This window comes from Spirosoma koreense (assembly GCF_054777875.1).
In genome coordinates this window covers 541470-564908 of record NZ_BAAHAC010000029.1, presented here as the reverse complement: position 1 = coordinate 564908, position 23439 = coordinate 541470, and the positions used below count along the sequence as shown (strand labels likewise).

At 51.0% G+C, this 23439-nt stretch carries 23 protein-coding genes; 11 read left to right on the top strand and 12 right to left on the bottom strand.

The window, feature by feature from the left end; genetic code table 11:
* The first annotated feature begins 5 nt into the window (after positions 1-5).
* Together ACYVC2_RS30230 and ACYVC2_RS30225 are read left to right on the top strand one after the other, a co-directional pair.
* Positions 6-869 (top strand): helix-turn-helix domain-containing protein, encoded by an 864-nt coding sequence (locus ACYVC2_RS30230; RefSeq protein WP_461109051.1) that lies wholly within the window; start codon positions 6-8, stop codon positions 867-869.
* Positions 870-1027: 158 nt separating this feature from the next.
* On the top strand, positions 1028-1618 hold the full coding sequence (locus ACYVC2_RS30225; protein ID WP_461109049.1) for a hypothetical protein: 591 nt from the start codon (positions 1028-1030) through the stop codon (positions 1616-1618).
* 142 nt (positions 1619-1760) lie between these two features.
* On the opposite strand, the gene ACYVC2_RS30220 is transcribed toward ACYVC2_RS30225, so the two are convergent.
* A complete protein-coding gene (locus ACYVC2_RS30220; RefSeq protein ID WP_461109047.1) occupies positions 1761-2132 on the bottom strand; it encodes an HPF/RaiA family ribosome-associated protein in 372 nt (123 codons plus the stop codon).
* A gap of 189 nt (positions 2133-2321) precedes the next feature.
* On the opposite strand from ACYVC2_RS30220, the gene ACYVC2_RS30215 reads away from it, so the two are divergent.
* Positions 2322-2933, top strand: a complete 612-nt coding sequence (locus ACYVC2_RS30215; protein ID WP_461109045.1) for a DUF1684 domain-containing protein — start codon at positions 2322-2324, stop codon at positions 2931-2933.
* Positions 2934-2965: 32 nt separating this feature from the next.
* Here the strand turns inward: ACYVC2_RS30215 and ACYVC2_RS30210 are convergent, their stop codons facing one another.
* A complete protein-coding gene (locus tag ACYVC2_RS30210) occupies positions 2966-4246 on the bottom strand; it encodes an MFS transporter (protein WP_461109043.1) in 1281 nt (426 codons plus the stop codon).
* A 109-nt stretch (positions 4247-4355) separates the two neighbouring features.
* A complete protein-coding gene (locus ACYVC2_RS30205) occupies positions 4356-5405 on the bottom strand; it encodes a methyltransferase (RefSeq protein ID WP_461109041.1) in 1050 nt (349 codons plus the stop codon).
* 167 nt (positions 5406-5572) lie between these two features.
* On the opposite strand from ACYVC2_RS30205, the gene ACYVC2_RS30200 reads away from it, so the two are divergent.
* Positions 5573-6052 carry a hypothetical protein gene (locus ACYVC2_RS30200; RefSeq protein WP_461109039.1) on the top strand — a complete coding sequence of 160 codons (480 nt, stop codon included), beginning with the start codon at positions 5573-5575 and terminating at the stop codon, positions 6050-6052.
* Between the two features lie 82 nt (positions 6053-6134).
* Here ACYVC2_RS30200 and trxA read toward each other — a convergent pair whose 3' ends face one another.
* A complete protein-coding gene (trxA, locus tag ACYVC2_RS30195; RefSeq protein ID WP_461109037.1) occupies positions 6135-6440 on the bottom strand; it encodes a thioredoxin in 306 nt (101 codons plus the stop codon).
* Positions 6441-6512: 72 nt separating this feature from the next.
* On the bottom strand, positions 6513-7805 hold the full coding sequence (locus ACYVC2_RS30190; RefSeq protein ID WP_461109035.1) for a bifunctional 3,4-dihydroxy-2-butanone-4-phosphate synthase/GTP cyclohydrolase II: 1293 nt from the start codon (positions 7803-7805) through the stop codon (positions 6513-6515).
* A gap of 387 nt (positions 7806-8192) precedes the next feature.
* Between ACYVC2_RS30190 and ACYVC2_RS30185 the strand changes: the two genes are divergently transcribed.
* The 3 genes from ACYVC2_RS30185 (at position 8193) to ACYVC2_RS30175 (ending at position 11975) form a co-directional block, all read left to right on the top strand.
* Positions 8193-10034 (top strand): T9SS type B sorting domain-containing protein, encoded by a 1842-nt coding sequence (locus tag ACYVC2_RS30185; protein ID WP_461109033.1) that lies wholly within the window; start codon positions 8193-8195, stop codon positions 10032-10034.
* Between the two features lie 515 nt (positions 10035-10549).
* A complete protein-coding gene (locus ACYVC2_RS30180) occupies positions 10550-10873 on the top strand; it encodes a YbaB/EbfC family nucleoid-associated protein (RefSeq protein ID WP_461109031.1) in 324 nt (107 codons plus the stop codon).
* A 73-nt stretch (positions 10874-10946) separates the two neighbouring features.
* Positions 10947-11975 carry a glycosyltransferase family 2 protein gene (locus ACYVC2_RS30175; protein WP_461109029.1) on the top strand — a complete coding sequence of 343 codons (1029 nt, stop codon included), beginning with the start codon at positions 10947-10949 and terminating at the stop codon, positions 11973-11975.
* A gap of 44 nt (positions 11976-12019) precedes the next feature.
* Here ACYVC2_RS30175 and ACYVC2_RS30170 read toward each other — a convergent pair whose 3' ends face one another.
* Positions 12020-12241, bottom strand: a complete 222-nt coding sequence (locus tag ACYVC2_RS30170) for a PspC domain-containing protein (RefSeq protein ID WP_420150149.1) — start codon at positions 12239-12241, stop codon at positions 12020-12022.
* Positions 12242-12582: 341 nt separating this feature from the next.
* Between ACYVC2_RS30170 and ACYVC2_RS30165 the strand changes: the two genes are divergently transcribed.
* A complete protein-coding gene (locus tag ACYVC2_RS30165; RefSeq protein ID WP_461109027.1) occupies positions 12583-12789 on the top strand; it encodes a cold-shock protein in 207 nt (68 codons plus the stop codon).
* Between the two features lie 60 nt (positions 12790-12849).
* Here ACYVC2_RS30165 and lysS read toward each other — a convergent pair whose 3' ends face one another.
* The 4 genes from lysS to ACYVC2_RS30145 all read right to left on the bottom strand — a co-directional run bounded on the left by lysS (position 12850) and on the right by ACYVC2_RS30145 (position 19435).
* The gene (lysS, locus tag ACYVC2_RS30160; protein WP_461109025.1) at positions 12850-14610 is read right to left on the bottom strand and encodes a lysine--tRNA ligase; all 1761 of its coding nucleotides are present in this window, start codon (positions 14608-14610) and stop codon (positions 12850-12852) included.
* A 167-nt stretch (positions 14611-14777) separates the two neighbouring features.
* On the bottom strand, positions 14778-15890 hold the full coding sequence (locus tag ACYVC2_RS30155) for a hypothetical protein (RefSeq protein WP_461109023.1): 1113 nt from the start codon (positions 15888-15890) through the stop codon (positions 14778-14780).
* 153 nt (positions 15891-16043) lie between these two features.
* Positions 16044-16421, bottom strand: a complete 378-nt coding sequence (locus ACYVC2_RS30150; protein ID WP_461109021.1) for a retropepsin-like aspartic protease — start codon at positions 16419-16421, stop codon at positions 16044-16046.
* A gap of 44 nt (positions 16422-16465) precedes the next feature.
* Entirely contained in the window at positions 16466-19435 is a 2970-nt protein-coding gene (locus tag ACYVC2_RS30145; RefSeq protein WP_461109019.1) for a S9 family peptidase, read from the bottom strand.
* A gap of 79 nt (positions 19436-19514) precedes the next feature.
* On the opposite strand from ACYVC2_RS30145, the gene ACYVC2_RS30140 reads away from it, so the two are divergent.
* Positions 19515-20192 carry a DUF6624 domain-containing protein gene (locus tag ACYVC2_RS30140; protein ID WP_461109017.1) on the top strand — a complete coding sequence of 226 codons (678 nt, stop codon included), beginning with the start codon at positions 19515-19517 and terminating at the stop codon, positions 20190-20192.
* A 28-nt stretch (positions 20193-20220) separates the two neighbouring features.
* On the opposite strand, the gene ACYVC2_RS30135 is transcribed toward ACYVC2_RS30140, so the two are convergent.
* Positions 20221-21282: a glycoside hydrolase family 130 protein gene (locus tag ACYVC2_RS30135; RefSeq protein ID WP_461109015.1), complete on the bottom strand. Its 1062-nt coding sequence runs from the start codon at positions 21280-21282 to the stop codon at positions 20221-20223.
* A gap of 191 nt (positions 21283-21473) precedes the next feature.
* On the opposite strand from ACYVC2_RS30135, the gene ACYVC2_RS30130 reads away from it, so the two are divergent.
* Positions 21474-21734: an adhesin gene (locus ACYVC2_RS30130; RefSeq protein ID WP_461109013.1), complete on the top strand. Its 261-nt coding sequence runs from the start codon at positions 21474-21476 to the stop codon at positions 21732-21734.
* 51 nt (positions 21735-21785) lie between these two features.
* The gene (locus ACYVC2_RS30125; RefSeq protein WP_461109011.1) at positions 21786-21965 is read left to right on the top strand and encodes a hypothetical protein; all 180 of its coding nucleotides are present in this window, start codon (positions 21786-21788) and stop codon (positions 21963-21965) included.
* Between the two features lie 70 nt (positions 21966-22035).
* Here ACYVC2_RS30125 and ACYVC2_RS30120 read toward each other — a convergent pair whose 3' ends face one another.
* A complete protein-coding gene (locus ACYVC2_RS30120; protein WP_461109009.1) occupies positions 22036-23319 on the bottom strand; it encodes an isochorismate synthase in 1284 nt (427 codons plus the stop codon).
* Positions 23320-23439: the final 120 nt, after the last annotated feature.

Genomic DNA, 23439 nt, shown 5'->3' with positions numbered 1-23439 from the left:
AGGCTATGGAATACCCGCCAGGAGCAGCATGTAAAGGAAAAATTTTCCTGTCCTGTATCAAAGAGAAGCACTACAGCCGGGAAGTGATTCTTGAAGAGCATGCGCTTGTCCATATCTTTTCGGGCGTACTGACGATTTATCACGCCAACCACACACTGGTTTTTCGGGCTGGCGATACGGTTCTGATCCCCCGAAATCAGGTCGGCAGGCTGGCTAAACTACCAGAGGAGGGAAGTCCGTTCAAATCGGTTTCTCTGCTTTTTCCGGAAGAACTGCTCCGAAGCTATTATGCCACGCACCCCGTGACCGAGTGGGACCAAAAAAGTGCCAGCCATCGGCCGCTCGCTCGACATCCGCTGTTGGAAAGCCTGTTCAATTCGCTCCTGCCTTACTTCGACATGCACGAGGAATTACCCGCCGACATTGCCGGGTTGAAAATCCAGGAGACCCTGACGATTCTTCGTGCCTGCGATCAGCAGGCGAGTCGGTTACTGGGTTCGTTTCACGAACCGGGCAAGATAAATCTGGCGGATTACATGGAGCAGCATTATATGTTCAATCTGCCGCTGGAGAAATTCGGCTATTTAACCGGACGAAGCCTGACTACGTTTAAAAAAGATTTCAAACGAATCTACAAAACGCCACCCGGCCGATGGCTTACCCGAAAACGGCTGGAGCTGGCTCACTTCCAGATTGTTGTAAACGGACGAAAACCGTCGGAAGTGTATATCGATGCGGGCTTCGAGAACCTGTCCCACTTTTCTTTTGCCTTCAAGAAGCAGTTCGGCTATAACCCAACGGATAAACGGCCTGGTCAAGGCACTAACAGTGAGCTAGAAACAATGGTGGCTTTGGCTGGCATTTTGTAAGTAAGGTTCATGGTAGGCTTGCCAGATGAGATATATAGTTCATTGGTGAAGCTCATTGCTGGACATTTTAAGCTCCCGGCTGTATCCGATATGGCTGGGAGTGTTGTTTTAATTATTATTGCAAGCCATTTTATTGAATACAATAACCGTAACTAACCATGAAAAAATCGTTTATCTTTTTCTCTATTACTCTGGTAGTAAGTTGTCTGCAAATCAGTTGTACGGTGATGAAAGTAGCAAAAACTGACTCAGCCACTGGGCGTTTTACTACAGGATATACCGCTAAAATAATAAAATCCGCAGAAATAAATATGGACACACTCAAAGCTATAGCGGTTGTGCCAAACAGTGATTATATAAAGAATATGGCACAAAATATTGGCTATTTCGATACAGTAATCACTATAGAAGAGTTAGAAAAACAGATTATTTCCGCGAATCTTACCAATGAGATTCAATCTGTCAATTCATTGATCGGAATGAACAACGCAGCCCGAAAATATAAACCATTTGTATATCTAACTTTTTCAAAGGAAGTAAAGGGAAGTCGACAGTACCTTCAACTTAAAATGCTTAGCGCTAAAACAATGCAGGATCTGTTAATCAGTGAAGTACATGTCGATTATATGTGGAAAGGGTTTAGCGACCAGACTGTCTTGTATCCGCTTTTCAACACATTAATCGATTATCTGGAAGCACATTCTCAAATTTACCGCAATACTGCAAATAGTGATACAGCAAATAAATAAGGTAGCTGTATCAGAAGACTCCATAATCGTTGACACAATCTGCAGAATGGCTACTACTTAATCTTAAGACGACGTTTTTGCGTAGATCAAAAAAACGGCTGATCTAGAGAAGATCAGCCGTTTTTCTGTAAAGTCAGTAAAGTTATGGTAAACTGGCCGGGTCAATTTCGCTGAGATCAGCCCGGTTGGCGTTGGTGTGGTTACCAAAGCGTTTTTCTAACTGACGCTGTAACTTAGCCACCACGTTGTTAATCAGCTCGTACCAGTTGTCGCCGGAGTCATCAGCGAATACGTCGTTACCCGGTACGCCGTATTTGATACCGACGTGTTTTTCGTTGCTGCGCTGGTTAGGTTCCAGCTTTAAATATACATCCGCCGTGATGACGTCGCCTTTGTAGAAACGCCGAAGCTTCGACAGCGCGTCCAGGACGGAAGCCTGGAGGTCATCGTCCAAAGTAAATCCTACGGCCTCGATATCTAAGCGTACATTATCTAAACTTTCGTCTTGTTGCATGGCACTCGTGGTTTACGTTGAGAAAGCTGTTCGTTGAGGGCTACAGCTTTTTCTATAAAGCCCAATACCCCTGTTTTGTTTTAAAAACCGGTAGCTGTAATAGCGCTGTATGTGCTGACAGATTTTGTAGTTGGTCGCTCAAACCCGCTTTTTGTATCTTTGATAAACTATCTGTCCAAGCTGATACTGATGCGTATGCCTTTCCTGTTGTTCCTGTTAGTAAGCCTGTCAATGGGCAAGGTACTTGCTCAAACGCCCTTTGCGGATCAGCTGGCTCAACATCGCGAAAAATATAAAAAAGACTTGCTGACATCGGCGGGCGGCCCCATTCAGGAAGAGAGCGATTTAGGATACGTGCAGTTCTTCGCGCCCGATTCGACATATCGTGTAATGGCTACACTGAAACTCACGCCCAATGCCGAACCCTTCGACATGCCGACCTATAACGGAAAAACCAGGCCTCATGTCGTGTATGGTATTTTGTCGTTTGTTCTCAACGGAAAAAAACAGCAACTGACGCTGTATCGGAACCTGAATGCGATTCGAATACCCGAATACCGCGATTATTTGTTTCTGCCGTTTAAAGACGCAACGTCGGGAAAGGAAACCTATGGCGGAGGGCGCTATATGGACCTGCGCAAAGGCGACATTCAGGATGGGCGCGTAACCCTGGATTTCAACAAAGCCTATAATCCCTACTGCGCTTTTCAGGAAGGGTATCCGTGCCCGATTCCGCCCAAAAACAACGTACTATCCATTGCCATTAAAGCCGGCGAGAAAGCCTACGGAAAAGAGCATTGAGCCATACGCCAATCTTCCACGGTACAAACGAATTACACGGTTAGTGATTCGGGCTTAGGCTTATTGAGCGTAGCGGGCGCTTTCACGGCAATCAGGGTAATAACGGCGGAAATCAGCAACGAACCGGCCATGAAAACGTAGGATGCGCCGAAGCCACCCGTTATGTCTTTCAAATAACCGACGATAAACGCACCGATAAAAGACCCTAAGGCCCCGAAGCTATTGATGAGTGCCATGGCACCACCTGCTACGTTTTTGGGCAGTAAGTCTGGAATAATGGCAAAAAATGGACCGTAGGGCGCGTACATGGCTCCGCCCGCAATGACCAGCAGCGTAAACGACAGCCAGAACTGATCGATGCCGATCAGATACGAAGCATAGAAGGCAACCGCACCGATTAGCAGGAACGGCCAGACAAACGCTTTACGATTCAGGGTCTTATCCGAAAAATACGACGCGCTCAACATGCCGATAATGGCCAGCACATACGGCACCGCCGACAGCCAGCCTGTTTTTACAATATTCATGTTGGGAGCTGCATTCAGAATAGATGGCAGCCACATGACAAAACCATACACACCGATGCTCCACAATGCATATTGTAAACTCAGCAGAATAACCACGCGGGACTTAAACGCTTCGCCGTAGTTTTTAACCGGTTTAATGCCCTGCTGTTCCTGCTGAAGCTGTTCGGCTACGGCCTGTTTCTCGGCATCGGTCAGCCAGGTAGCGTCTTCAGGCTTTTCGTCGACCAGTCGCCACCAGAAAAAAGCCCAGACGATGGCGGGTAATCCTTCCAGAACAAACATCCAGCGCCAGCCCACCGACTGTACCAGATAGCCCGACAGAATCGACATCCAGAGAATGGTGGCCGGATTGCCCAGAATTAGAAACGTATTGGCCTGCGATCGTTCGGCTTTAGTAAACCACCGGCTCAAAAAGAGCAACATCGACGGCATGACTGCGCTTTCAACGACTCCGAGCATAAACCGAATGACGATCAGCACCGATACGTTGCTGACAACGCCGGTTGCTACGGCCAGCCCACCCCAAAAGATCAGCGACCAGAAGATCAACTTCTTCGCACTGCGCTTTTCGGCATATACCGCTCCCGGCACCTGAAAGAAGAAGTACCCCAGAAAAAACAGCGAGCCCAGCAAGGACGACATGGCCGGGGTAATATGCAGGTCAGTTGCCATGCCGCTGGCGGCACCAAACCCAAAATTGGCCCGGTCGAGGTAAGCCAGGCTGTAGGTGATAAATGCAATCGGGAGAAGTCGGTACCAGCGCGCTTTCGCCATTGTCGTTTCCATAGTCGGCTACCTCAAATTTTCCTGTCAGGTTGTATGTAATGCAAAGGAGCCTGACAAGCGGACTCTACTGCCATCGGCCTGGTATCTCGTCAACAATTCCTGATAAGACTTACTTTTTCGCCCAGATCAGTCCGTAGTCCATCTGCGTCGGGATGTTGTCGGCGGTTGGCTTTAGCCCGGCCTGCGCAAACCAGTTGCGGTATTCGGCGCGGCTGTAGCAGCGGCCCTTCGTTCCCCAGAATAATTGCGCCGAATAGTCGGTAACGGCGAGGGGACCATCCAGCGCATCGTTCAGAAAGGCGTCGTGAACCCACAACTCACCACCGGGTCGTAAGGCGTCGGCAAACCGTTGAGCCAGCGACTGACAGGTCGGCGTCGGCCAGTCATGGAACAAACTGGCGGCAAGCAGCAGATCGGTTTGCGGCAGGGCATCCGTCAGCATGTCGCCCGGCAGGAAAGTAACCCGGTTTTTGACGGTTTCGGCACCCGGACGGCCACTTCGGGAAAATTCATCCAATAGTTCTGCCGCAACGGTCAGCACGGCGGACCGATCCAGGATCGTCGCCGTCGAGGCCGGGTTGGCCAGCAGCCATTCGTAGGTATAAAAACCCGTACCACCCGCTACATCGAGCAAATGCCCTTCGCGCTTCGACAGGCTGGCAGCCACAATAGGAGACAGATGCCGGGCACGGCCCGCCAGGCCCAGAGTAAACTTGCGGGACAGTTTAGGGTCATCCATTGGCGAAGGGCCTTCGCCTTCTTTGACAAACGAAATACCCTGAGGAGCATCCAGCGGCCCATCGTTCCGGAGCCGGACGGCCATTTCGAATGCGCCCGGATCATCTTTCTCCAGGCCGATATAACCCGTCAGATTTGGCGTATGGGTTTTGGTTACGTACCGCCCGAGTTCGGTGATCGACAGATGACCGTCTTCATCGTGGTTGAGCAGACCCATCGCGCAAAGTGCCGGAAAAAGCACCATGGCCGGACGCTCGCTCAGACGAAGCCGCTGACTGAGGTCCGTTATGGAAAGCGACTGGTCGAGCAGGTGATCGAAAACGTGCAGGTGATGAACGGCCGCGATCAACAGTCGGGAACCGAACATAGCCCGCAGGTGGCGGGTAATGGGCGCCAGATCGGGCAGCGTGAAATCAGGCATGGGTTTAAAAAGGCTGTTGAGTTAAGGAAAGCCAAAAATAACCCCGCTTTTTAGAGTACGGGCACAGCGTTTTTATTTATCTAATTCAGCCTATAAAAATGCAAAACTATACTTGATAATTACTATAAAAGCGCCTACCTTGACCGCTAAATAAACCTTTTACGGCTATGAAAACCTCACTTGTAGTGACCCTGCTTCTGTTGAGTGCCGTTTCGCGTGGTCTGGCGCAAGCCGACAACGATGCCATTAAGCGCGTTTTATATAACGAAACCGAAGGTTTTTTCACGCGGGATAAAGCCCGGTGGGCCAATGCCTGGGCGCATGCGCCATACGTCAACTTTGCCGCTAATCTGTACGGGGGCGATTTCAGACTGATTCAGGGCTGGACGAATCTGGAGAAACAGTTTGCCAGTCAATTTAAAAGCTCGAAAGTGACGGATAAAGTAACGGTGCAGAATGCCAATTATACGATTCATCAGAACGGCAACATGGCGTTTGTTACTTACGATCAGACGCTGGTCGATAGCCACGGTAAAACAACCTCGAAAGAAAGCCGGGTTGTCGAGAAGCTGAACGGCGAATGGAAGATTATTAACGTGATTGCGCTAACCAACCTGAAAAATTTCGCGTTAGCGCAAAGTAAGTAATGGCGTAAACCCGCAGCTCGGGCATTAGACGTGATTTAGCAGTTAGTTTGCTTCACGCCCAATGCCCAAGCTGCGGGTTTACTTAGGCACCAAATTGTTTCACCAGCCCTTCCAGGGTATGTAACGGCTGCACGCCCGACTGTCGCCAGACGATCTTGCCGTCTTTAAACATAATCATGGTCGGAATGCTCCGAATCTGGTATTGTTGAGCCGCTGCCTGTGCTTTGTCGACGTCAATTTTGATGACGCGGACCTTATCGCCCGCCCGCTCAGTAAGTTGTTTCAGGATCGGTGCCTGTTGTTTACAGGGACCACACCAGTCTGCGTAAAAATCGACCAGCACGGGTTTATCGCCGTGAATCAGATCGTTGAAGGATTGCTTGTTCATCGTCGTTCGTATGCGTGGTTCGCTGGTTATAAGGCCATAAGATTATTGTAGGCATCAACCGGCGAACGATCGTTATTGTTCTTCATTAACGGGCTCATTCATAATGGTATGCCCCATTTTGTCCCGCTTCGTACGTAGGTAATGTTCGTTGTGTGGGTTGGATGGAATTTCGATCGGCACGGTGTCGATAATTTCGAGTCCATAACCCATCAGGCCCGCCCGTTTTTTAGGATTGTTGGAGATCAGCCGAAGTTTGCGGATGCCCAGATCCCGCAGAATCTGCGCGCCTACGCCATAATCGCGGGCGTCCATCGGCAGACCCAGTTCGAGGTTGGCTTCGACGGTATCGCGGCCCATTTCCTGAAGTTTGTACGCTTTCAGTTTGTTGATCAGACCAATACCCCGACCTTCCTGAAACATATACACGACAACCCCTTTACCCTCCGCTTCGACCATCTTCAGGGAAGCATGAAGCTGTGGGCCACAGTCGCAACGGCAGGAACCGAAAATGTCGCCTGTCACACAGGACGAGTGTACGCGAACCAATACCGGTTCATTAGGCTCCCAACTGCCCTTCACCAGCGCCAGGTGCGTATCGCCCGTGTTGCTTTGTTTGTAAGCAATCAGGTCGAAGTGGCCCCATTGAGTCGGCATATCGACACCGATTTCGCGCCGAATCAGGGTTTCGGTCCGGAGCCGGTATTCGATCAGGTCCTGGATGCTGACGAGCTTCATGCCAAAGCGGTCGGCCATCACCCGGAGTTCGGGCAGACGAGCCATGGTGCCGTCTTCATTCAGTACTTCGATCAGCACCCCCGCGGGTGATAAACCTGCCAGCTGGGCCAGATCGACGGCGGCTTCGGTATGACCAGCCCGGCGAATCACACCACCCTCAACGGCACGCAACGGGAAAATATGACCAGGTCGCCCTAAGTCATCGGGTGTTGTAGTGGGATCGACCAGCGCCTGGATCGTTCTGGCCCGGTCGGCGGCCGAGATCCCTGTTGTACAACCATATCCCAGCAAATCGACCGAAACCGTAAACGGCGTGGTGTGGATAGATGTATTGCTGGTGACCATCATGTCCAGGCCCAGCTCTTCGCAACGCTCCTGGGTGAGCGGGGCACACATAAGGCCCCGGGCTTCGCGGATCATAAAATTGACCATCTCGGGCGTGACCATTTCCGCAGCGCAGATCATGTCGCCTTCGTTTTCGCGATCTTCATCGTCGACGACGATCACGATTTTGCCCGCCCTGATATCAGCGATGGCTTCCTCGATCCGGTCCAGCCGAATGGGCTCGGGCGCAGATTGATCCGGAAGGGGTTGGCTTTGCGGCTCGATATTGTTACTATTCTGGTTCATTATTTGGTTGATGCGTGTCGGTGGAGCTATCTTTGAGATTCGGTCGACCGGTTATATAGGAAATCCGAGTTAAGTGGGTAATCCTCGGGTTTGACCTGAAAACTGATTTTAAGAAAGATACGTTTCGCCGGATGCGAAAATGTCCCGTTGGGCGTTGTCAACGTACAGGAACTACTTGATTTATAGGAACGATAAACTTTACTCTCCGTGCTCTTTTTACAGGTAAGGCTAACTGAAGCTGGGATGGGATTTCGTGCGTTTAGTCGGTGGCTGCTCAGTGGATTAGTCCTATTATGCCTTCAGCCGGTGTCTTCCTTAGCCCAGAATGTAGACCCAAATAATAATTACTGCCTCAACCGCCAGGGTTCAGTAGAAGGTGGATTCACCTTGGACAAAATCCGAATCTGCCCGAATGATAAAATAAGTGTTGTCGGCGGTATCCCGGCAGGGCTGTCAAATATCGCTTATATTGCTGATTACAAGGGAAATGGTATTCCTACCGGTAGCTTGCAGCTAACAGGTATTTTTACATACGACAGACCAGGTACGTACACCATCCTTCAGGTCGGTTCTTTGAACGGAACAAGTTCGGTAAAATGCCAGACGGTTACCGTTTTGCCGCTCGATCCAGTGCAGTTTTCGTTGAAAGCCTGTACGGGACGGCAGCTAACCATACAAACGAACGTATCTACGCTGGGTCAATACGATACCTATGTGATTAACTGGGGCGACGGTTCCATTCCGGTCGAGATGAACCGGGCTCAAATGGAAGCGAACCCACAGCACATCTATCCGGCTAATTCATCCAATACGCCAACGGTTACTGTGGAGGGGGTATACGGCTCTCTGACTACGCCGATCTGCCGCTCACCGAATCAGCAAACGGTCGCGCTGGCTTCCGATGTAACGCAACCGGTTATTCAGGCCTTGAAAACGGTCGATGCCGGCACCATAACCATTCAGTATCAGGTCGGGGCAGTTTCGCCCGTGCAGGTGTATCAACGCGTAAACGGTACCTACACGGCTATCAATCAGACGGCTACGGGACCGGGTACCTTTACCGTTAAAACCGACGCCAAACAGGTGCAATGCTTTAAAGTAACTTCGCAGGACGTTTGTGGCAGTGCTTCGCTGGAGTCCGACGAGGTTTGTAGCCTGGTACTGGATGCAAAAGCAGACAACAAAAAAAATAACCTTACCTGGCAATCCTACGCCGGAAAAGTTTCGTCGACTTCCCGGTTCCGGTATTACCGAATCCTGCGCAACAACGCACCGCTGGCCGCTACGATCACAAACCAGAACACCAGTACCTTTACGGACGATAATGCCATCGAATGCGGTACGCAATACTGCTATAGTCTGGTAGCCACAATCGACGGTACGGCACAGACGGAGGTTACGTCGGCTCCGGTCTGCGTAACGGGGGTCAGCGGCACTGTTCTGGATAGCTTAGGAACGGTAGTCGTATCGGTCGAAAACAACCGGCCAACTTTAGTTACGCACCTGACGACCGGAGCGCCTACCAGTTATACCCTGCAGATCAGCCGCGCCGAAGGCGCATCCGGAACGTTTAGTCCGCTGACGACGCTGGTCGATAAAGATACGTTTGTAGACGATAATGCCAATGCCGCTACGGGTTCCTACTGCTATCAGGTTAGTTATCAGGGTGGTTGCGGTATTGGATTGCCTCCATCGAAACCGGTTTGTACCGTGTTTTTAAATTCTTCTACTAAAACCTCGATCGACTGGACCGGGCAGTCGCCATTCGTTCCTGGCTCGGTAAGTAATTACGCCGTCGAACTGATCGATTCATCCAGGACCGGAATTCCTACAAAAAGCGTTGGCACCACGACGCATTACGATCGTGATCTGAGCGAAGTCGTTTACACCTACCGAATTGTGGCTACCTCTGGGGGTAACACCAGTTATTCCAACTACTACACTTTTGCCCGCGAAGACCGGTTTACTATACCGGATGCGTTTACGCCCAATGGCGATCATGTCAACGATTCTTTTTTACCCAAGGGATTGTTTGCCGATCACTTTATCATGAACATTTATAGTCGATGGGGCGAAGTGGTGTTCAGTACCACCGACAAGACAACGGGCTGGGATGGCATGGTCAATGGCCTGCCGGCTAACCAGGGGCAGTATATGTATCGGGTGGAGGTCGAAGACATTGCGGGGCAGAAAACGGTTCGGACCGGGACGCTGCTGTTGCTCCGGTAAGTGGTTTGCTCCTAAAGCGACCTGCAACCGCAGGTTGTTTATGTAACCCCGCGTTTTCTGGCTGAATAAAAAGCGATCGTTGACGTTCCTATCGACTAAAAGGGGTGACTTGTCGGTGTTTTTAATGTCCTTGTCTATTCTTCGGTCCAAAGGCGGTGAGGGTTCTTACCTTTGGTGCTTACTCCCAACGAGTAAGAGATAGGATTGACCAAAGCGAACTAACGATGTCAGTTCGCTTTATTTTTTGATAAACGTGAGGACGGTGCTGTTGCAACCCACCAGCATACTTGTTAAATGAAACAAACCCGCACAGACCGCAGGAATTCGGTATATTTGTGCGGGCAAACCGTCGTTCAGTCAACCGCCAAAGATGTCGAACGAAACATGCCTGTAGCCTGTTAGCACCTTGCTGAACCAACTGGCAAAAGCGGTAAAACTGGTTCAGAAAAAAGGTTTAACTTGCTATTATTCAACTCACTGCGAAACGCCGGTTTCGCACAATTTCGTACAAGGTTATGATGGACATGTTTGGGAAAATGAAGGAAGTTCAGGCCCGGATGAAAGACGCCCAGGAGTCCTTAAGTACCGTTACCGAAACGGGCGAATCGGGAGCCGGATTAGTCAAAGTGACGGTCAACGGGCTGAAAAACGTTCTGAAAATCGAAATTGATTCGGATCTGATCCGGCCCGATGATCGGGAAATGCTGCAGGATCTGATCGTGGCCGCTACCAACAAAGCCATGAGCAATGTAGAAAGCAAAGCCCGCGAACATCTCCGTCAGGCTACAGAAGGCCTGCTGCCGAATATTCCTGGTCTGAATCTGGATGGCCTGTTTTAATGAAGCCTTGAAGGGCTTGCAGGCTACGAGTGTCGATTCGATACTCGTAGTATGTACCCCATAAATTTACCTCGTGGATACCCTTGCCATCGTTATTCTTAACTATAACGGCCAGTCGTTTTTAGCTGAATTCCTACCTACCGTACTTGCCAATGCCGATGGGCACAGAGTCTATGTAGCCGATAGTGCATCTACGGATTCCTCCGTTTCGCTGTTACGGACAAATTTTCCCGAGGTAAACGTCATCGAACTGGCTCAGAATGAGGGCTACGCGGGTGGCTACAACCGGGCTCTCGATTACATACGAACGCACTACGATCCGGTAACGTATTATGTGCTGCTCAATTCCGACATTGAAGTAACGCCAGGGTGGCTACTGCCCGTGATGACGTTAATGAACGCTAATCCGGAAATTGCTGCCTGCCAGCCCAAAATCAGATCGTATAGTGAGCGCGAGTTATTCGAGCATGCCGGGGCGGCTGGTGGGTTTGTAGACTGGCTGGGGTATATATTCTGCCGGGGGCGGGTATTTGCCACCTTCGAGACAGACCAGGGTCAGTACGACGACAATCGGCGGGTATTCTGGGCTACGGGAGCCTGTCTGTTCGTACGCACGGCGGTCTTTCACCAGACGGGCGGTTTCGACGCATCCTTTTTCGCCCACATGGAAGAGATCGACTGGTGCTGGCGTTTGCAGCGGCTGGGCCACGAAGTCTGGACCTGCGGCCAATCGACTGTATACCATGTCGGCGGGGGAACGCTCCATAAATCCAACCCGTTCAAGACGTACCTGAATTACCGCAACAGTTTATTCATGTTGTATAAAAACTGGCCGGCTGATGGTTGGCTGTGGCCTAAAATTCTACTCCGATTGCTACTGGATGGGGCATCTTCGCTGCTGTTCATGCAACTAGGCGAATGGCGTGATGTATGGGCCATCGTGCGGGCACACTTCGCTTTTTACCGACATTTACCCGTGCTGCACCGCCAACGGGCTCAGTTACAAAAACTACAGACGACCGACGTCCGGCTTTTCCCACGTAGTATTGTTTGGCAATATTTTGCAAAAGGGAAAAAAACCTTCAGAGAAATAGGAGCCTAGATCGATCAACCTATACATGCGAAGGCGTTATCGTGTCTGGCTAGTCATAGCTCCCAGACCGTCGGATGGGCATGCCGGCGCAGGTGTTTGCTCATTTCCATCCAGAACGCCATAATGAGGTAGAGGATGACAGGCGAGCCCAGCGTCAGAAAAGAGGTGTAAATAAAATACAGTCGGATGCTGCTGGCCGATATGTTCATCTTCTCCCCTAAGCGCGAGCAGACGCCAAATGCTTGACTTTCAACAAAAAAACGGATCTTATTCATGTCTCTGAAGTGCTGGGCACGTGGATAAACCTTGAATATAACCGGATTGGTTAAACGACTGTTTTAAACAGATTGTTTGCCGTTTACACAAAAGATCAGTATAAATGTAATGAAAATACCTAAAAAGTGGTCTCAAGCCACTTGAAGTCAGAACATTTTTATTTTCTTTGTGTTGTAACGGGGCTAACTACTTATTTAGGCTGTTCTCCGGTTATATTTTTAACAAAGCTCGTTGATTGTCAATCAAATATCCTGCTTGCTCGAACGCCTGGGTATCTGTACCGTGATCTTTAATAATAACTGACCCTTTTAATGTTTAATTGTTTAATTGTTTACGTTTTATGCAAACAGGTGTAGTAAAATTCTTTAACGAAAGTAAAGGTTATGGCTTCATTGTCGAAGACGATACCAACCGGGACATCTTCGTCCACATCACCGGCCTGAATGGCATTACCATCCGCGAAAAAGACCGGGTACAGTTTGAAGTGGTTGACGGCAAAAAAGGACTTAACGCCGTAAAGGTGCAAAAGATAGACTCTGGCTACTAATTTATACCGTCAGAACAGACGATGGAAACCCCACCTGATCATCAGGTGGGGTTTTTGCACTTACCTGCCGATCCAGCTTTTTACCTCGTCGAGCGTGGGCATTTTAGCCTCCAGCTTCAACTTTTTCCGAACGCCCCCCAAATCGTTAAATACTTTGTTCGGATTGGCCGTACGTAGTTGCTCTACCGTTAGAAAGCCTAGTTTCTGAATAGCCGGAACCCACTCGGCCGGAATACCGACGGCCGTGAAATCGCTTTCTTCCGACTGTTCCAGTTTCTTTTCAGGACGCATCTGCGGGAAAAACAAGACGTCCTGAATCGAAGGTTGATTGGTCATGATCATGGTGAGCCGATCGATCCCCAGCCCTACGCCCGCCGTTGGCGGCATACCGTATTCGAGAGCCCGTAGAAAATCCTCATCCAGCGCCATAGCCTCTTCATCGCCCCGTTCAGCCAGCCGCAGTTGTTCTTCAAATCGTTCGCGCTGATCGAGCGGATCGTTCAGCTCCGAATACGCATTGGCGATTTCCTTCCCGTTGCAAATGGCTTCGAACCGTTCGACCAGACCTGGTTTGCTCCGGTGTTTCTTGGTCAGGGGCGACATCTCAACGGGGTAGTCGGTAATAAACGTGGGCTGAATCAGGTTGGGTTCGCAGGCTTCGCCAAACAACTCGTCGATTAGTTTCGATTTGCCCATCGTGCTGTCCACTTTTATACCCCGACTCTCGGCCACTTGCCGTAGTTCGGCTTCGTCCATGGTTGATACGTCCACGCCAGTGTATGTCTGAATGGCCTCGAACATGGTGAGTCGTTTCCAGGGGCGCTTAAAGTCGATAATATTCTCGCCAACCGTCACTTTTGTAGTACCGGCCACATCTAGCGCTACTTTCTCGACCATCTCTTCGATGGTATCCATCATCCAGAGGTAGTCTTTGTAGGCCACGTAAAATTCGACCTGCGTAAACTCCGGGTTATGGGTACGGTCCATGCCTTCGTTTCGGAAATCTTTGGCAAACTCGAAGACGCCGTCGTATCCGCCCACGATCAATCGCTTCAGGTACAGCTCATTCGCAATGCGCATGTAAAGCGTCATGTCGAGTGTGTTGTGGTGTGTGCGGAAGGGGCGTGCCGTGGCTCCCCCGTGGATAGGCTGCAGGATCGGCGTTTCCACTTCGAGGTACCCACGGGCGCTCAGAAACTGCCGGATCGAATTCACTAGTTTCGTACGCTTGACGAATACGTCGCGCACCTGCGGGTTGACGATCAGATCTACATAACGCTGACGATACCGCTGTTCGGGATCCGTAAACGCATCGTAGGTTTCTCGTTCGCCCTGCTCATTCACCACTTCTTTGACCACTGGCAGCGGCCGCAGCGATTTGTTCAGGAGTTTAAATTCCTTTACATACACCGATAACTCGCCGGTTTTGGTCGTGAACACATGACCACGTACACCAATGATGTCGCCGATGTCCAGCAGTTTTTTGAAGACGGTGTTATACAGGGTCTTATCCTCGCCGGGGCAAAGATCGTCCCGCCGAAAATAAAATTGCATCCGACCGGTAGCGTCCTGAATTTCGGCAAAAGAAGCGCTGCCACTAATCCGAAATACCATCATTCGTCCGGCCAACTGGATATTTCCCCAGCGCTCGTCGCCGGAAAGATCTGTCTCCGGTTCGATAGTGCCGGGCTGAAAAGCCGCGCGGATATCGGCAATGGTGGTGGTAACGTCAAAAAGTTCGGCGGGGTAGGGGTCGATTCCCATCCGCATCAATTCCTCGCGCTTCTGTCGGCGGTTTATTTCTTGTTCACTCAGCAGCATGTTCGTCAATCAGTTGGCCATTCAGAGCATGGCCCGTATTTGAGGCTCAAAAATAGCGAAAAGGATCGGCGTTTGTCTGCCCCAGGATGAAGTAGCTTATTTTCCGGACCGGATTCCCGAAGCTACAGTCTGGGAGAGTAAGCCGTCTGCTCGGGAGGTGGAAGGTATCAGTCAAGGGTCAGCACCACATACGGCGCCTGATTCGGTTGACGAACGCGCGGCCCAACGGTTGTCTGGGTCCGGTCGTCATCGCAGATGAGCAAAAGCCGATTCCGATCCAGCGGAGTTACGTCTTCGGCTTTGTGTCCAGGCGTGTGAACGGGCTGCCCCTGGGCATTTCGGACAAGCGTAAAGGGTTTACCGGCGTACAGATCGTCGGGGGATATTCTCCACAGATATGTATCGAACTGACCGTTTGCTTCGAGCGAAGTCAGCATCCAGAACAGGTTTCGATGGGGGTCGTATTCGAGGCTGGAAATAGCCAGTGGTTTGGGAAGGCCCGGTTCTGCCCTGGCGATGTCGAAGTCATTGATAATTTTCCAGTCATCGCCAATGCGGATCCGTTCGCTTTCGCCCGACTGGTCAAGCTTGTAAGAAACGCTGATAATTTTGGCCCGGTATGTAAAGCTCTCATAGGATTTCCCTTCTTCCCGGATTCCGAAAAACAACTGGCGGTCTGTAGCTGCCAGCCCTTCTATTTTAAAATACGGAATCGTACCGGGAAATTCGCTGGTAGCCAGCACCTGCGCTATTTTCTGTCGGTAGGCAATCGACGTACGGCTGGTGTCGTCGGGCGCTAAAACCTTCGGATGGGATTCGTCGCCGGAACGCCAGTATAAAATGGTATTGAATCGGTCCCAATCGTGGCTGCCAGCTTTTACCCGGTCGAAAGCAGTCGTCAGTAAAACCAGTCGTCGGTCGGGTGACTGGGCAAAATCTTCATATTTCGTTCCCTGCGAAAACGTCGGTTGCGTCAGATAAACAGGCGCTTGTGCTGAGTCGGCCAGCGTTTCAGGTGTTTTCATAAAAACCGGACTCTGGCCCGGTGGCATGTCTTTGTCGTTAGCGAAAAGAATGTGTTTGCCATCGTACAAAACCGCCGACGCTTCGCACCAGACAAGCTGTCCATTTACTGAGGTTCCGGGACTGAAACAGGTAAGCAGTCCTTCATCCGTAATAGAAGCGGTTACGGAAGTCGCCTTTACAGGAAGTCGGGTGGTTTTACAGCCAAAAGCCAGTAGAACAAGGGTTACGGTAAGGGTAAATAATCGGTAATGCATAGGAAACTGCGGATGAACAGCCGCAAATCTCGTGGATTGCAGCCGCAAAACGAATTTCCGAATCAGGATTTCCGAACGGGTTTTTAGGGAAAGGCGCCGTGTGGGTAGAAATCAGCCGGTGTCGCTTAACTGGCTACAAGCGACACCGATTGATTAAATCAACTGCATTTTGGCAACCTTGGGGTCGACGTGTACAGTATCGTGTTCAAAGTCGAGTTTAATCCGCCACTTCTGCATCGTGGCCGCGCCAATGATCGCTTCTTCGCTTAGCCCTGGCACGACTAAAAACTCATCGGATAAGAGAACATCCTGCAGATAAAAGTCTAGCCGAACGGCATGTCTTATCTCAATATAATGCCCTTCCGCAGCCGTGGCAACACGTCGTACCCGTCCCAGGCTTTCCAAATGCGCCAGGTCTGGAACGTGCTCCGGATGAATGCAGGATAGATTTGCTCCGCTGTCGAACAAGGTGTATAAATACTTTTCCCCCTGAGAACCTGCGTAGAGTAACGGCTGCTTGATGATGGACATGTCGTCGGATTGTTTAGCCAAAGTTACATAAAATCCAACATAGATCAATATTTCATTTCGCCCCGATCTTTCTCAACGGCTGTGCGCCCTTCTTTCATCCAGACCGGCATGGGTGCGTCCTGGAGGTAATAATCGAAAAACTGGTATAACCGAATGCTCAGGTCTTTAGCGTTATGGCGTTGGGTCAGATTGTGCCCTTCGCCATTGTAGACCAGCATCCAGACCGGTTTGTTGAGTCGGCGCAGGGCCGAAAAAAGCTCGATACCCTGATACCAGGGAACGGCCCCATCGGCATCGTTGTGAGTCATCATCAGGGGCGTCTGAATCCGGTTGGCGAAGAAAAGCGGAGAGTTTTCGATGTAGTTCATCGGCTTGTCCCAGAGCGTACCGCCGATCCGGCTCTGCGTTTTCTCATACTGAAACGCCCGGCTGATTCCCGTTTCCCAGCGAATACCCCCGTAGGCCGACGTCATGTTGGCAACAGGCGCTCCGGCCTCGGCTGCCCGGAACAGATTCGTACGGGTGATAATGTAGGCAGTCTGATATCCGCCCCAGCTTTGCCCCTGAATACCGAGCCGGTCGCGGTCTACGAAGCCACGGTCCAGCAGACTCAATACACCGGGTACGATACAATCGTAGGCATTGGGTCCTGGTTGACCGGTAGTATAAACGATATCAGGAATGAAGACCAGGTAACCATTTGAAACGCAGTAGGAAACGTTGATGGTCGAGCGACTCGGTGCGGGTACTTTATAGTCGTTCAGGGTTTCGGCATTGCGCTCGTAAAAATACGTCAGCATGGGGTACTTTTTCTTCGGGTCGAACCCTTCGGGTTTGTATAGCAGCCCTTCCAGTTTGATGCCGTTGGTACCGATCCATTTGACCAACTCCACGCTACCCCACCGAATGCTATCCTGCTGCGGGTTGATCCGGGTCAACTGCTTCGGCGAAGCCAGGGTTGTGTCGGTCAGAAAGAGGTTGATTGGCTCCTGGAAATTTCCTCGGTAGAACGTCATCACTGACGCGTTTTTCGCTTTGTTCAAACCCGAATAGCGATGATTGCTCCGGGTCAGCACGACGGGTTCGAGGGCCGAAAGACCGCTTTTACTTTTCAGAATTCCGGTCGACTTGTCGCTTTCCCAGATGCCGGTCATGAAGAGTTCCGTTTTCGGGTCGATCGCTTTTTCGGTAGAGGTTGCGCGTCGGCCGGGCGTGTCATCATCACTGTCCACGTCGGCTCGACGAAGTCGTACGTTGTTTTTACGTCCCCAGCCCATAGTCAGGTTCAGCGGTTTCTCACGACCTGTCGGATCGATCTGCCAGAGATCGTAGCGATCGTAGAGCCATACGTACCGGTCGCCTTCGGTCCAGCCCGCCGATCCGTAGGCACCGGGCAGGTTCGGCGTATCGTGCTCTTCGTCGAAAAATTTACTGGGTAAGCCGCGGGTTAGGTCAATACGTTTGCCTTCCATGACCGACCAAGCCCGCCAGAGTGAATCGCGCTCATCGAACCAGTAGGCATACTTTCCGCCGGGCGATAGTTTCGGCTGCGACGCCATTATGTCGTTGGCGATCCGTTTTTTGTCACCCGTTTGCGTATCGATCAGGTACAAGTCCGTATGTCCAGGGTCCCAGGAGGCCTGCACCTGATATGGTAAATCGCTCAGACCGAGCAGATAGCGCGTGTCGACTTTGGCATCGAACTCGACCGTCGGGATTTCGCGGTTCGCCAGCGGAATAATTTTACCGGCGGTAAGGTCATAGAGGGTCAGAAACCCCCGTTCTTTTTCTTCCTTCAATCGGCGTTGCTGCATGGGTTGCAGCCGCGTGTCGGTCCAGGTCCAGATGTCCATTTTCACCTTTTCATCATCGGGCGTCAGGGTGTCTTTGGTGGGCTTGGGCGGAATGGGCGAAGTCGAGAAGTACAACCGCTTGCCATCTTCCGAGAATTTTGGCTCCCGAAACTCGTTGACCGACCAGCGTTTGGGCAGGGCCGCTGTCAACGTGTCGGCCAAAACCCGGAAGGGAGCTGCTGGTAAAGCGGTTTTACTTTTTTTGCCTTTGCCTGGCGCAGCGGGCAATAGGCTCTTGTAATACAATGAAAAGACCTTCACGTCGGCTCCTGCACTGTCGGCCGAAGCCATCCAGGCTAACTGCTGCCCGGTTTTATCGACAGCCAGCCCTTTGTATAGTTTGCGTTTCGAACTGGTATCGATCAGCATGGTTTGCCCTTTGGCTGGATTGAACAAAAACACCCCCGGAATGCTGTTGTCGCCAGTTTTGAGGGAGTCGTTGGCCGATTCTTTGCTGTAAAAAACGGCCTGCCCATTGTCGGATACGACTACATTGGAAACGTAACGAACGGTCGTACGCGATCCATCGGCCATGTTCAGCAGCGTCAGATCATCGCCTTTCGGTTTTTTCGATGGTCCCTTGCGTGTGGCTACCGTGGTTGTAGAAACCGGTGACGAGGGATTCAGCGTATCATTCCGCGTCTGAGCAACAGATTTGGGAGCTGGCTTTTCTTTTTCTTCTTTTCGTTCCTGCATTATCGCCAGCCACGAACCCGCATCTTTACCAAAGGAAAATGATTTGACGTTTGGCACCCTGATCGATTTACCGGTCGAAAGATTGAGCGCTAACAGGCTGTCTTTCGGCATTTCATCTGGTTTTTTCTTTTTAAGTTTGGCTTTACGCACATTGGCAACCGGCACTTTCAGGCGCATAACCAGAAACTTGCTGTCGGGCGTAAACTGCGCCATGTAACCACGAGGGAAAACATACGGCCTGGAATTGGAGTTGATACCAGTAGCAGTTACTTCCAGCCGACCGTCGCCGTCCTGTGGATCGACCTGATAGGCAATCCACCGTCCGTCAGCTGAAATCTTTTCAAAACGCACACTTTGCCAGCGGTCATAATCTGCCGCTGCGAGTGGTCGTTTCGGAATCTGGGCCAGTAAAGAAGAACACAGGCCTAGCCAGAACAGGAGTAAAAGTTGAATGAAGTGGTTCATAAACGAGGAAAGTTAGGTTCTACGAAACTACTAAAAACACACCGTCTTCAGGGGGTGTTTTCCAGCCTTTATGTTACTTATGAAATTAGTCCTATTCTTACTCTGTATCTTACCCATCTTCGCCTATAGCCAGGCCAACAAAAAGCTGAAACAGGAGCTAGACAGCATGTATGTTCTAGACCAGCGTAACCGGGAGTGGTTAACCAAATTGGGTAATAATCAGCCATTGACGGATAGTCTGACAACCGTTTACAAAACCAGCCGCACCCAACTGTCGGGTGTGCTATGGGCTGAACAATCGAAAATCGATAGCAGCAATCTGCGCCGGGCCGAAGTGATTTTGAAGCAGTATGGCTACCCCGGAAAATCACTGGTGGGTGTACCAACCAACGAAACGGTTTTCTACATCATTCAGCATTCCAACAAGATTCCGGTTTACCTATCTGCGATAAAAAAAGCCGCCGATCAAGGGGAGCTGCCCTTTTCGCAGTACGCCATGATGCTCGATCGCTCACTGATGTACGAAGGAAAACCACAATTATATGGTACGCAGGTCTCGTGTCGGCAACTACAGACAACCAGGCAGGCGCGTTGTTTTGTCTGGCCCATCGCCAACGCCAAAGCCGTCAATGAGCGACGCGAACAGGCGGGTTTTGAGTTGACCGTCGAGGAAAATGCCAATCGACTGAATGCGGCTTATGAACCGGCGCTGACACTGGAAGACGTCCATCGAACGTATGTATTCGATCGCAGGTGAGTACTGGGTATCTGCAAGTTCGGGTAACTTATTCCTGGGTCAATTCGGCCAGACCCACGCCTGAGTCAGCAGCTCCGTAATAGACCCAGATTTTTCCTGGATGTTCGCTCTGCTCAGGCCATTTTACCCATCCATTGGAAAACACGACATTGGGAAAGAAGCCTTCCCGCTCCCAGGAAAGCTCGGGCAACAGCAACGGCATGTCAGAACGGTTCAGTACGTTGGAGGGGTCGTTTTTGTCGAGCAGGGCCAGCGCCAGCGAATAGGCGTGCGTCGGGTCGGCACCGTGGTAACAAACTAACCAGCCCTCGTCGGTAAGGATTGGTTCGGGGCCGGCGCCGATCTTCGCGCCTTCCCAGGCAAACGGCTCCGTTTCGGACTGTCCACGGCCGCCGAACAAATAGCGGTGATTTCCCCAGTGAATCCCATCTTCCGAATCGGACAGCCAGATCGAAGGCTTGCCGATATCCGATACCATCGGGCGGTGTAGCAGTACGTATTTTCCGTTGATCTGTTCGGGGAATAAGGCCACATCTTTATTGGGGGGCGGAAGAATCATGCCAAGCCGTTCGACCTGTACAAAGTCAGTGGTAACGGCCAGGCCGACGCCCGGACCGTGCTCCGACACGGCGGTATACGTAATCCAGTACCGGCCGTTGAGAAAGGTGATGCGGGCGTCTTCAATGCCGTACGATTCGTCCATACGGGCCGGAAACATAAACGGTTGCTCATCAATGGTAAAGTGAATGCCATCGCGGCTACGGGCCAGACGTAGGTAGCTAAGCGAGGTTAGATAGGTTTTACCTTCGAACCACAATACCCGAGGATCATAAGGTTCTTCGGGTTCCCGAAATCGTTTGATGGTCAGTGTTGGCACGCCGTCCTGCTCTTCGAGGAGTGGAATGGCAATATACCCTGCTTCAGGTTTTGGCGCTTCGGCTACGCGCAGAAGTAGCAGGATCTCGTCGTTGACATAACAGGCGGCCGGATTGAAAGCGCCCAGCACCTCGAAACCGTCGATGAACGGTTTTACGTCGGACGTCTCTATGATGGGCTGATCGGATAAGCGCTGGAGCCGATAATTTTTCATCAAATTGTTTTGTGTAGTAAGTTTACGCGGGCCACGATATGCCAGACAGGCCTGCCAGCGGATAGTTTCAGAACCGAAAATCGAATCGTGAGGTTTTGAATCAATTATTCTATTAGTTTTGAAACGGGCAAAACCTTCGGGGAAAGAGCCGCGTTATGAGGAATGAATTAACTTTTAGACTCTATATAACCATGATTTACCAGCCAGCGATTGATCAGGACGACGATGTATTAATGCTAAACCCAGACCCTGAATCGGCTGCTTTCGACGATGATGAAGATGACTTCGACGAGGACGGCGCCGAATTCGATGAACTGGGCTCAGGAGCCGCCAGTGGCTACGGAGCCGACGATCTGGAAGATATTGAAGATGAAGAATTCGATGAAGACGATCTGGAAGATCTCGATGAAGATGATATCGAAGACGATCTGGACGATGATAGCCTGGAGTAGACCAGTTGTGGCCGCTTCGTTATACTCAACCCCTTTTAATTGAATCCCCTTATGGCACTCTCCGAATCAACACCAGACCCTGCGGAAGAACAGCTCGTTACAACCGCAAACGCTGATACCGACAGCACCGCCCCCGATGCTGATACCCAATCGTCGGCCGCCAGCGAAGCGGGTGACCGTACGGCAGAAGATGGCTCCCGGGCACCCAACGACCCGGCCGAAGGGGCGTAGTTAATGAATAATGAAAAATGGATAATGAATGATGCGTTGGTAGCAGCCTTTATTCATTATCCATTTTTCATTATTCATTATTAATAACTGCCAGTAGTGTCTGGCATTTCATTTCAGTTTCCTGCCACTCTCGTTCGGGAACCGAATCTTCGGTCAGTCCTGCACCGGCATACAGCGTGGCTAGTTTCCCTTCCAGTTTCATACATCGGATATGCACGAAGATATCCGTTGCCGTACCTTCCGTCGAATGAATGTTGACAGGCCCCAGAAAGCCGCTGTAAAATTCGCGGTCGTGTGCTTCCTGCTGACTGATAAACGTAAAGGCGGCATCGCGCGGGGTTCCGCACACGGCCGAAGTCGGATGTAACAACCGAAGCATAACCGTACCGAGTTGTGGATACCGCACCGCTTGTGTGTCTACCGTAAACTGGGTTCCCAGGTGCATCAAATTACCCGCAACGATGCTTTTGGGGCCTTCTTCCAGGTATTCGCGAAGCCGGATCTTCTTGAAGCAGCTAATGATATAGCGGCATACGATCGCCTGCTCTTCAATCTCTTTCTGCGACCACATGGCCTCCGATGGTCGCTTGGGCACTCCGTTCTGATCGAAAGCCGACTGAGTTCCGGCCAGGGCTGCCGTCCGAAAAATTCCATCGGCATCGGTGCTGACCAGCCGTTCGGGGGTAGCGCTAATCCAGATCTGGCCCCGTTCCGGAATCGAAACCACCGATACGAAGGCTGTAGGATATGCCTGACAAAGCTTGTTGAAAAAGGTAACCGGATTAGGGGCATCGCTAAACTGAATCCGCTTCGTTCGCGACAGCACCACCTTGCAGAAGGTCCCCTGCTGCATGGCCTCAATCGCTTTGGCTACACCCGTAGTGTATTGTATCTGCGCATCCGGGTCGGGCAAAGCCGTTATCGTAGGCGTACTGGTCAGCGACTCGGCTGGCTGTTCAGCCTGGGTATGTAAGGTGCGCCAGAACAGGTCCGCCGTTTGGCTCGTCGTGCTTTTGAACTCCGGTTGTGCATTTTCGGAAAAAACAGCCTGAATGTCGGCGCGCAGGAAAAGCGTACGGGCAGGTCTGTCTATACCATCATTGCCAGAACCATCGGCGAAATTATCGAATGGGCTAAGCAGAAAACCCGCCGGAAGCTCGTCCAGATCGACCGTTACCCGGGGAAGCACTTCATCGAACGATACAATCAAATGCTTGCTCTGCTGATTTGGAAGCCGCCATAGCGCGGCCGGAATGCCCAGCGAATGAGCCGTATCCCAAAGGTCGGCTGCGTTCAGCCGGGGATTGGCGGTATGTGTTGTTGAAGAAGTATGAACGGAATAATCAGGTTGCATATAAAAACAGCCAGGTCAGACGCGGCCGTATAGGTAACAGTTTATGGAGCGATTTTGTGCCCAATATACTCCGTAAGCACTCATACCAAACCTGTTTCCAATAGTGGCCTAGTAATTAAG

Excerpts from the sequence above, each read along its gene's own strand:
- ACYVC2_RS30230 (WP_461109051.1), top strand. The coding sequence starts at position 6 with ATGGAATACCCGCCAGGAGCAGCATGTAAAGGAAAAATTTTCCTGTCC.
- ACYVC2_RS30225 (WP_461109049.1), top strand. The coding sequence starts at position 1,028 with ATGAAAAAATCGTTTATCTTTTTCTCTATTACTCTGGTAGTAAGTTGT.
- ACYVC2_RS30220 (WP_461109047.1), bottom strand. The coding sequence starts at position 2,132 with ATGCAACAAGACGAAAGTTTAGATAATGTACGCTTAGATATCGAGGCC.
- ACYVC2_RS30215 (WP_461109045.1), top strand. The coding sequence starts at position 2,322 with ATGCGTATGCCTTTCCTGTTGTTCCTGTTAGTAAGCCTGTCAATGGGC.
- ACYVC2_RS30210 (WP_461109043.1), bottom strand. The coding sequence starts at position 4,246 with ATGGAAACGACAATGGCGAAAGCGCGCTGGTACCGACTTCTCCCGATT.
- ACYVC2_RS30205 (WP_461109041.1), bottom strand. The coding sequence starts at position 5,405 with ATGCCTGATTTCACGCTGCCCGATCTGGCGCCCATTACCCGCCACCTG.
- ACYVC2_RS30200 (WP_461109039.1), top strand. The coding sequence starts at position 5,573 with ATGAAAACCTCACTTGTAGTGACCCTGCTTCTGTTGAGTGCCGTTTCG.
- trxA (WP_461109037.1), bottom strand. The coding sequence starts at position 6,440 with ATGAACAAGCAATCCTTCAACGATCTGATTCACGGCGATAAACCCGTG.
- ACYVC2_RS30190 (WP_461109035.1), bottom strand. The coding sequence starts at position 7,805 with ATGAACCAGAATAGTAACAATATCGAGCCGCAAAGCCAACCCCTTCCG.
- ACYVC2_RS30180 (WP_461109031.1), top strand. The coding sequence starts at position 10,550 with ATGATGGACATGTTTGGGAAAATGAAGGAAGTTCAGGCCCGGATGAAA.
- ACYVC2_RS30170 (WP_420150149.1), bottom strand. The coding sequence starts at position 12,241 with ATGAATAAGATCCGTTTTTTTGTTGAAAGTCAAGCATTTGGCGTCTGC.
- ACYVC2_RS30165 (WP_461109027.1), top strand. The coding sequence starts at position 12,583 with ATGCAAACAGGTGTAGTAAAATTCTTTAACGAAAGTAAAGGTTATGGC.
- lysS (WP_461109025.1), bottom strand. The coding sequence starts at position 14,610 with ATGCTGCTGAGTGAACAAGAAATAAACCGCCGACAGAAGCGCGAGGAA.
- ACYVC2_RS30155 (WP_461109023.1), bottom strand. The coding sequence starts at position 15,890 with ATGCATTACCGATTATTTACCCTTACCGTAACCCTTGTTCTACTGGCT.
- ACYVC2_RS30150 (WP_461109021.1), bottom strand. The coding sequence starts at position 16,421 with ATGTCCATCATCAAGCAGCCGTTACTCTACGCAGGTTCTCAGGGGGAA.
- ACYVC2_RS30145 (WP_461109019.1), bottom strand. The coding sequence starts at position 19,435 with ATGAACCACTTCATTCAACTTTTACTCCTGTTCTGGCTAGGCCTGTGT.
- ACYVC2_RS30140 (WP_461109017.1), top strand. The coding sequence starts at position 19,515 with ATGAAATTAGTCCTATTCTTACTCTGTATCTTACCCATCTTCGCCTAT.
- ACYVC2_RS30135 (WP_461109015.1), bottom strand. The coding sequence starts at position 21,282 with ATGAAAAATTATCGGCTCCAGCGCTTATCCGATCAGCCCATCATAGAG.
- ACYVC2_RS30130 (WP_461109013.1), top strand. The coding sequence starts at position 21,474 with ATGATTTACCAGCCAGCGATTGATCAGGACGACGATGTATTAATGCTA.
- ACYVC2_RS30125 (WP_461109011.1), top strand. The coding sequence starts at position 21,786 with ATGGCACTCTCCGAATCAACACCAGACCCTGCGGAAGAACAGCTCGTT.
- ACYVC2_RS30120 (WP_461109009.1), bottom strand. The coding sequence starts at position 23,319 with ATGCAACCTGATTATTCCGTTCATACTTCTTCAACAACACATACCGCC.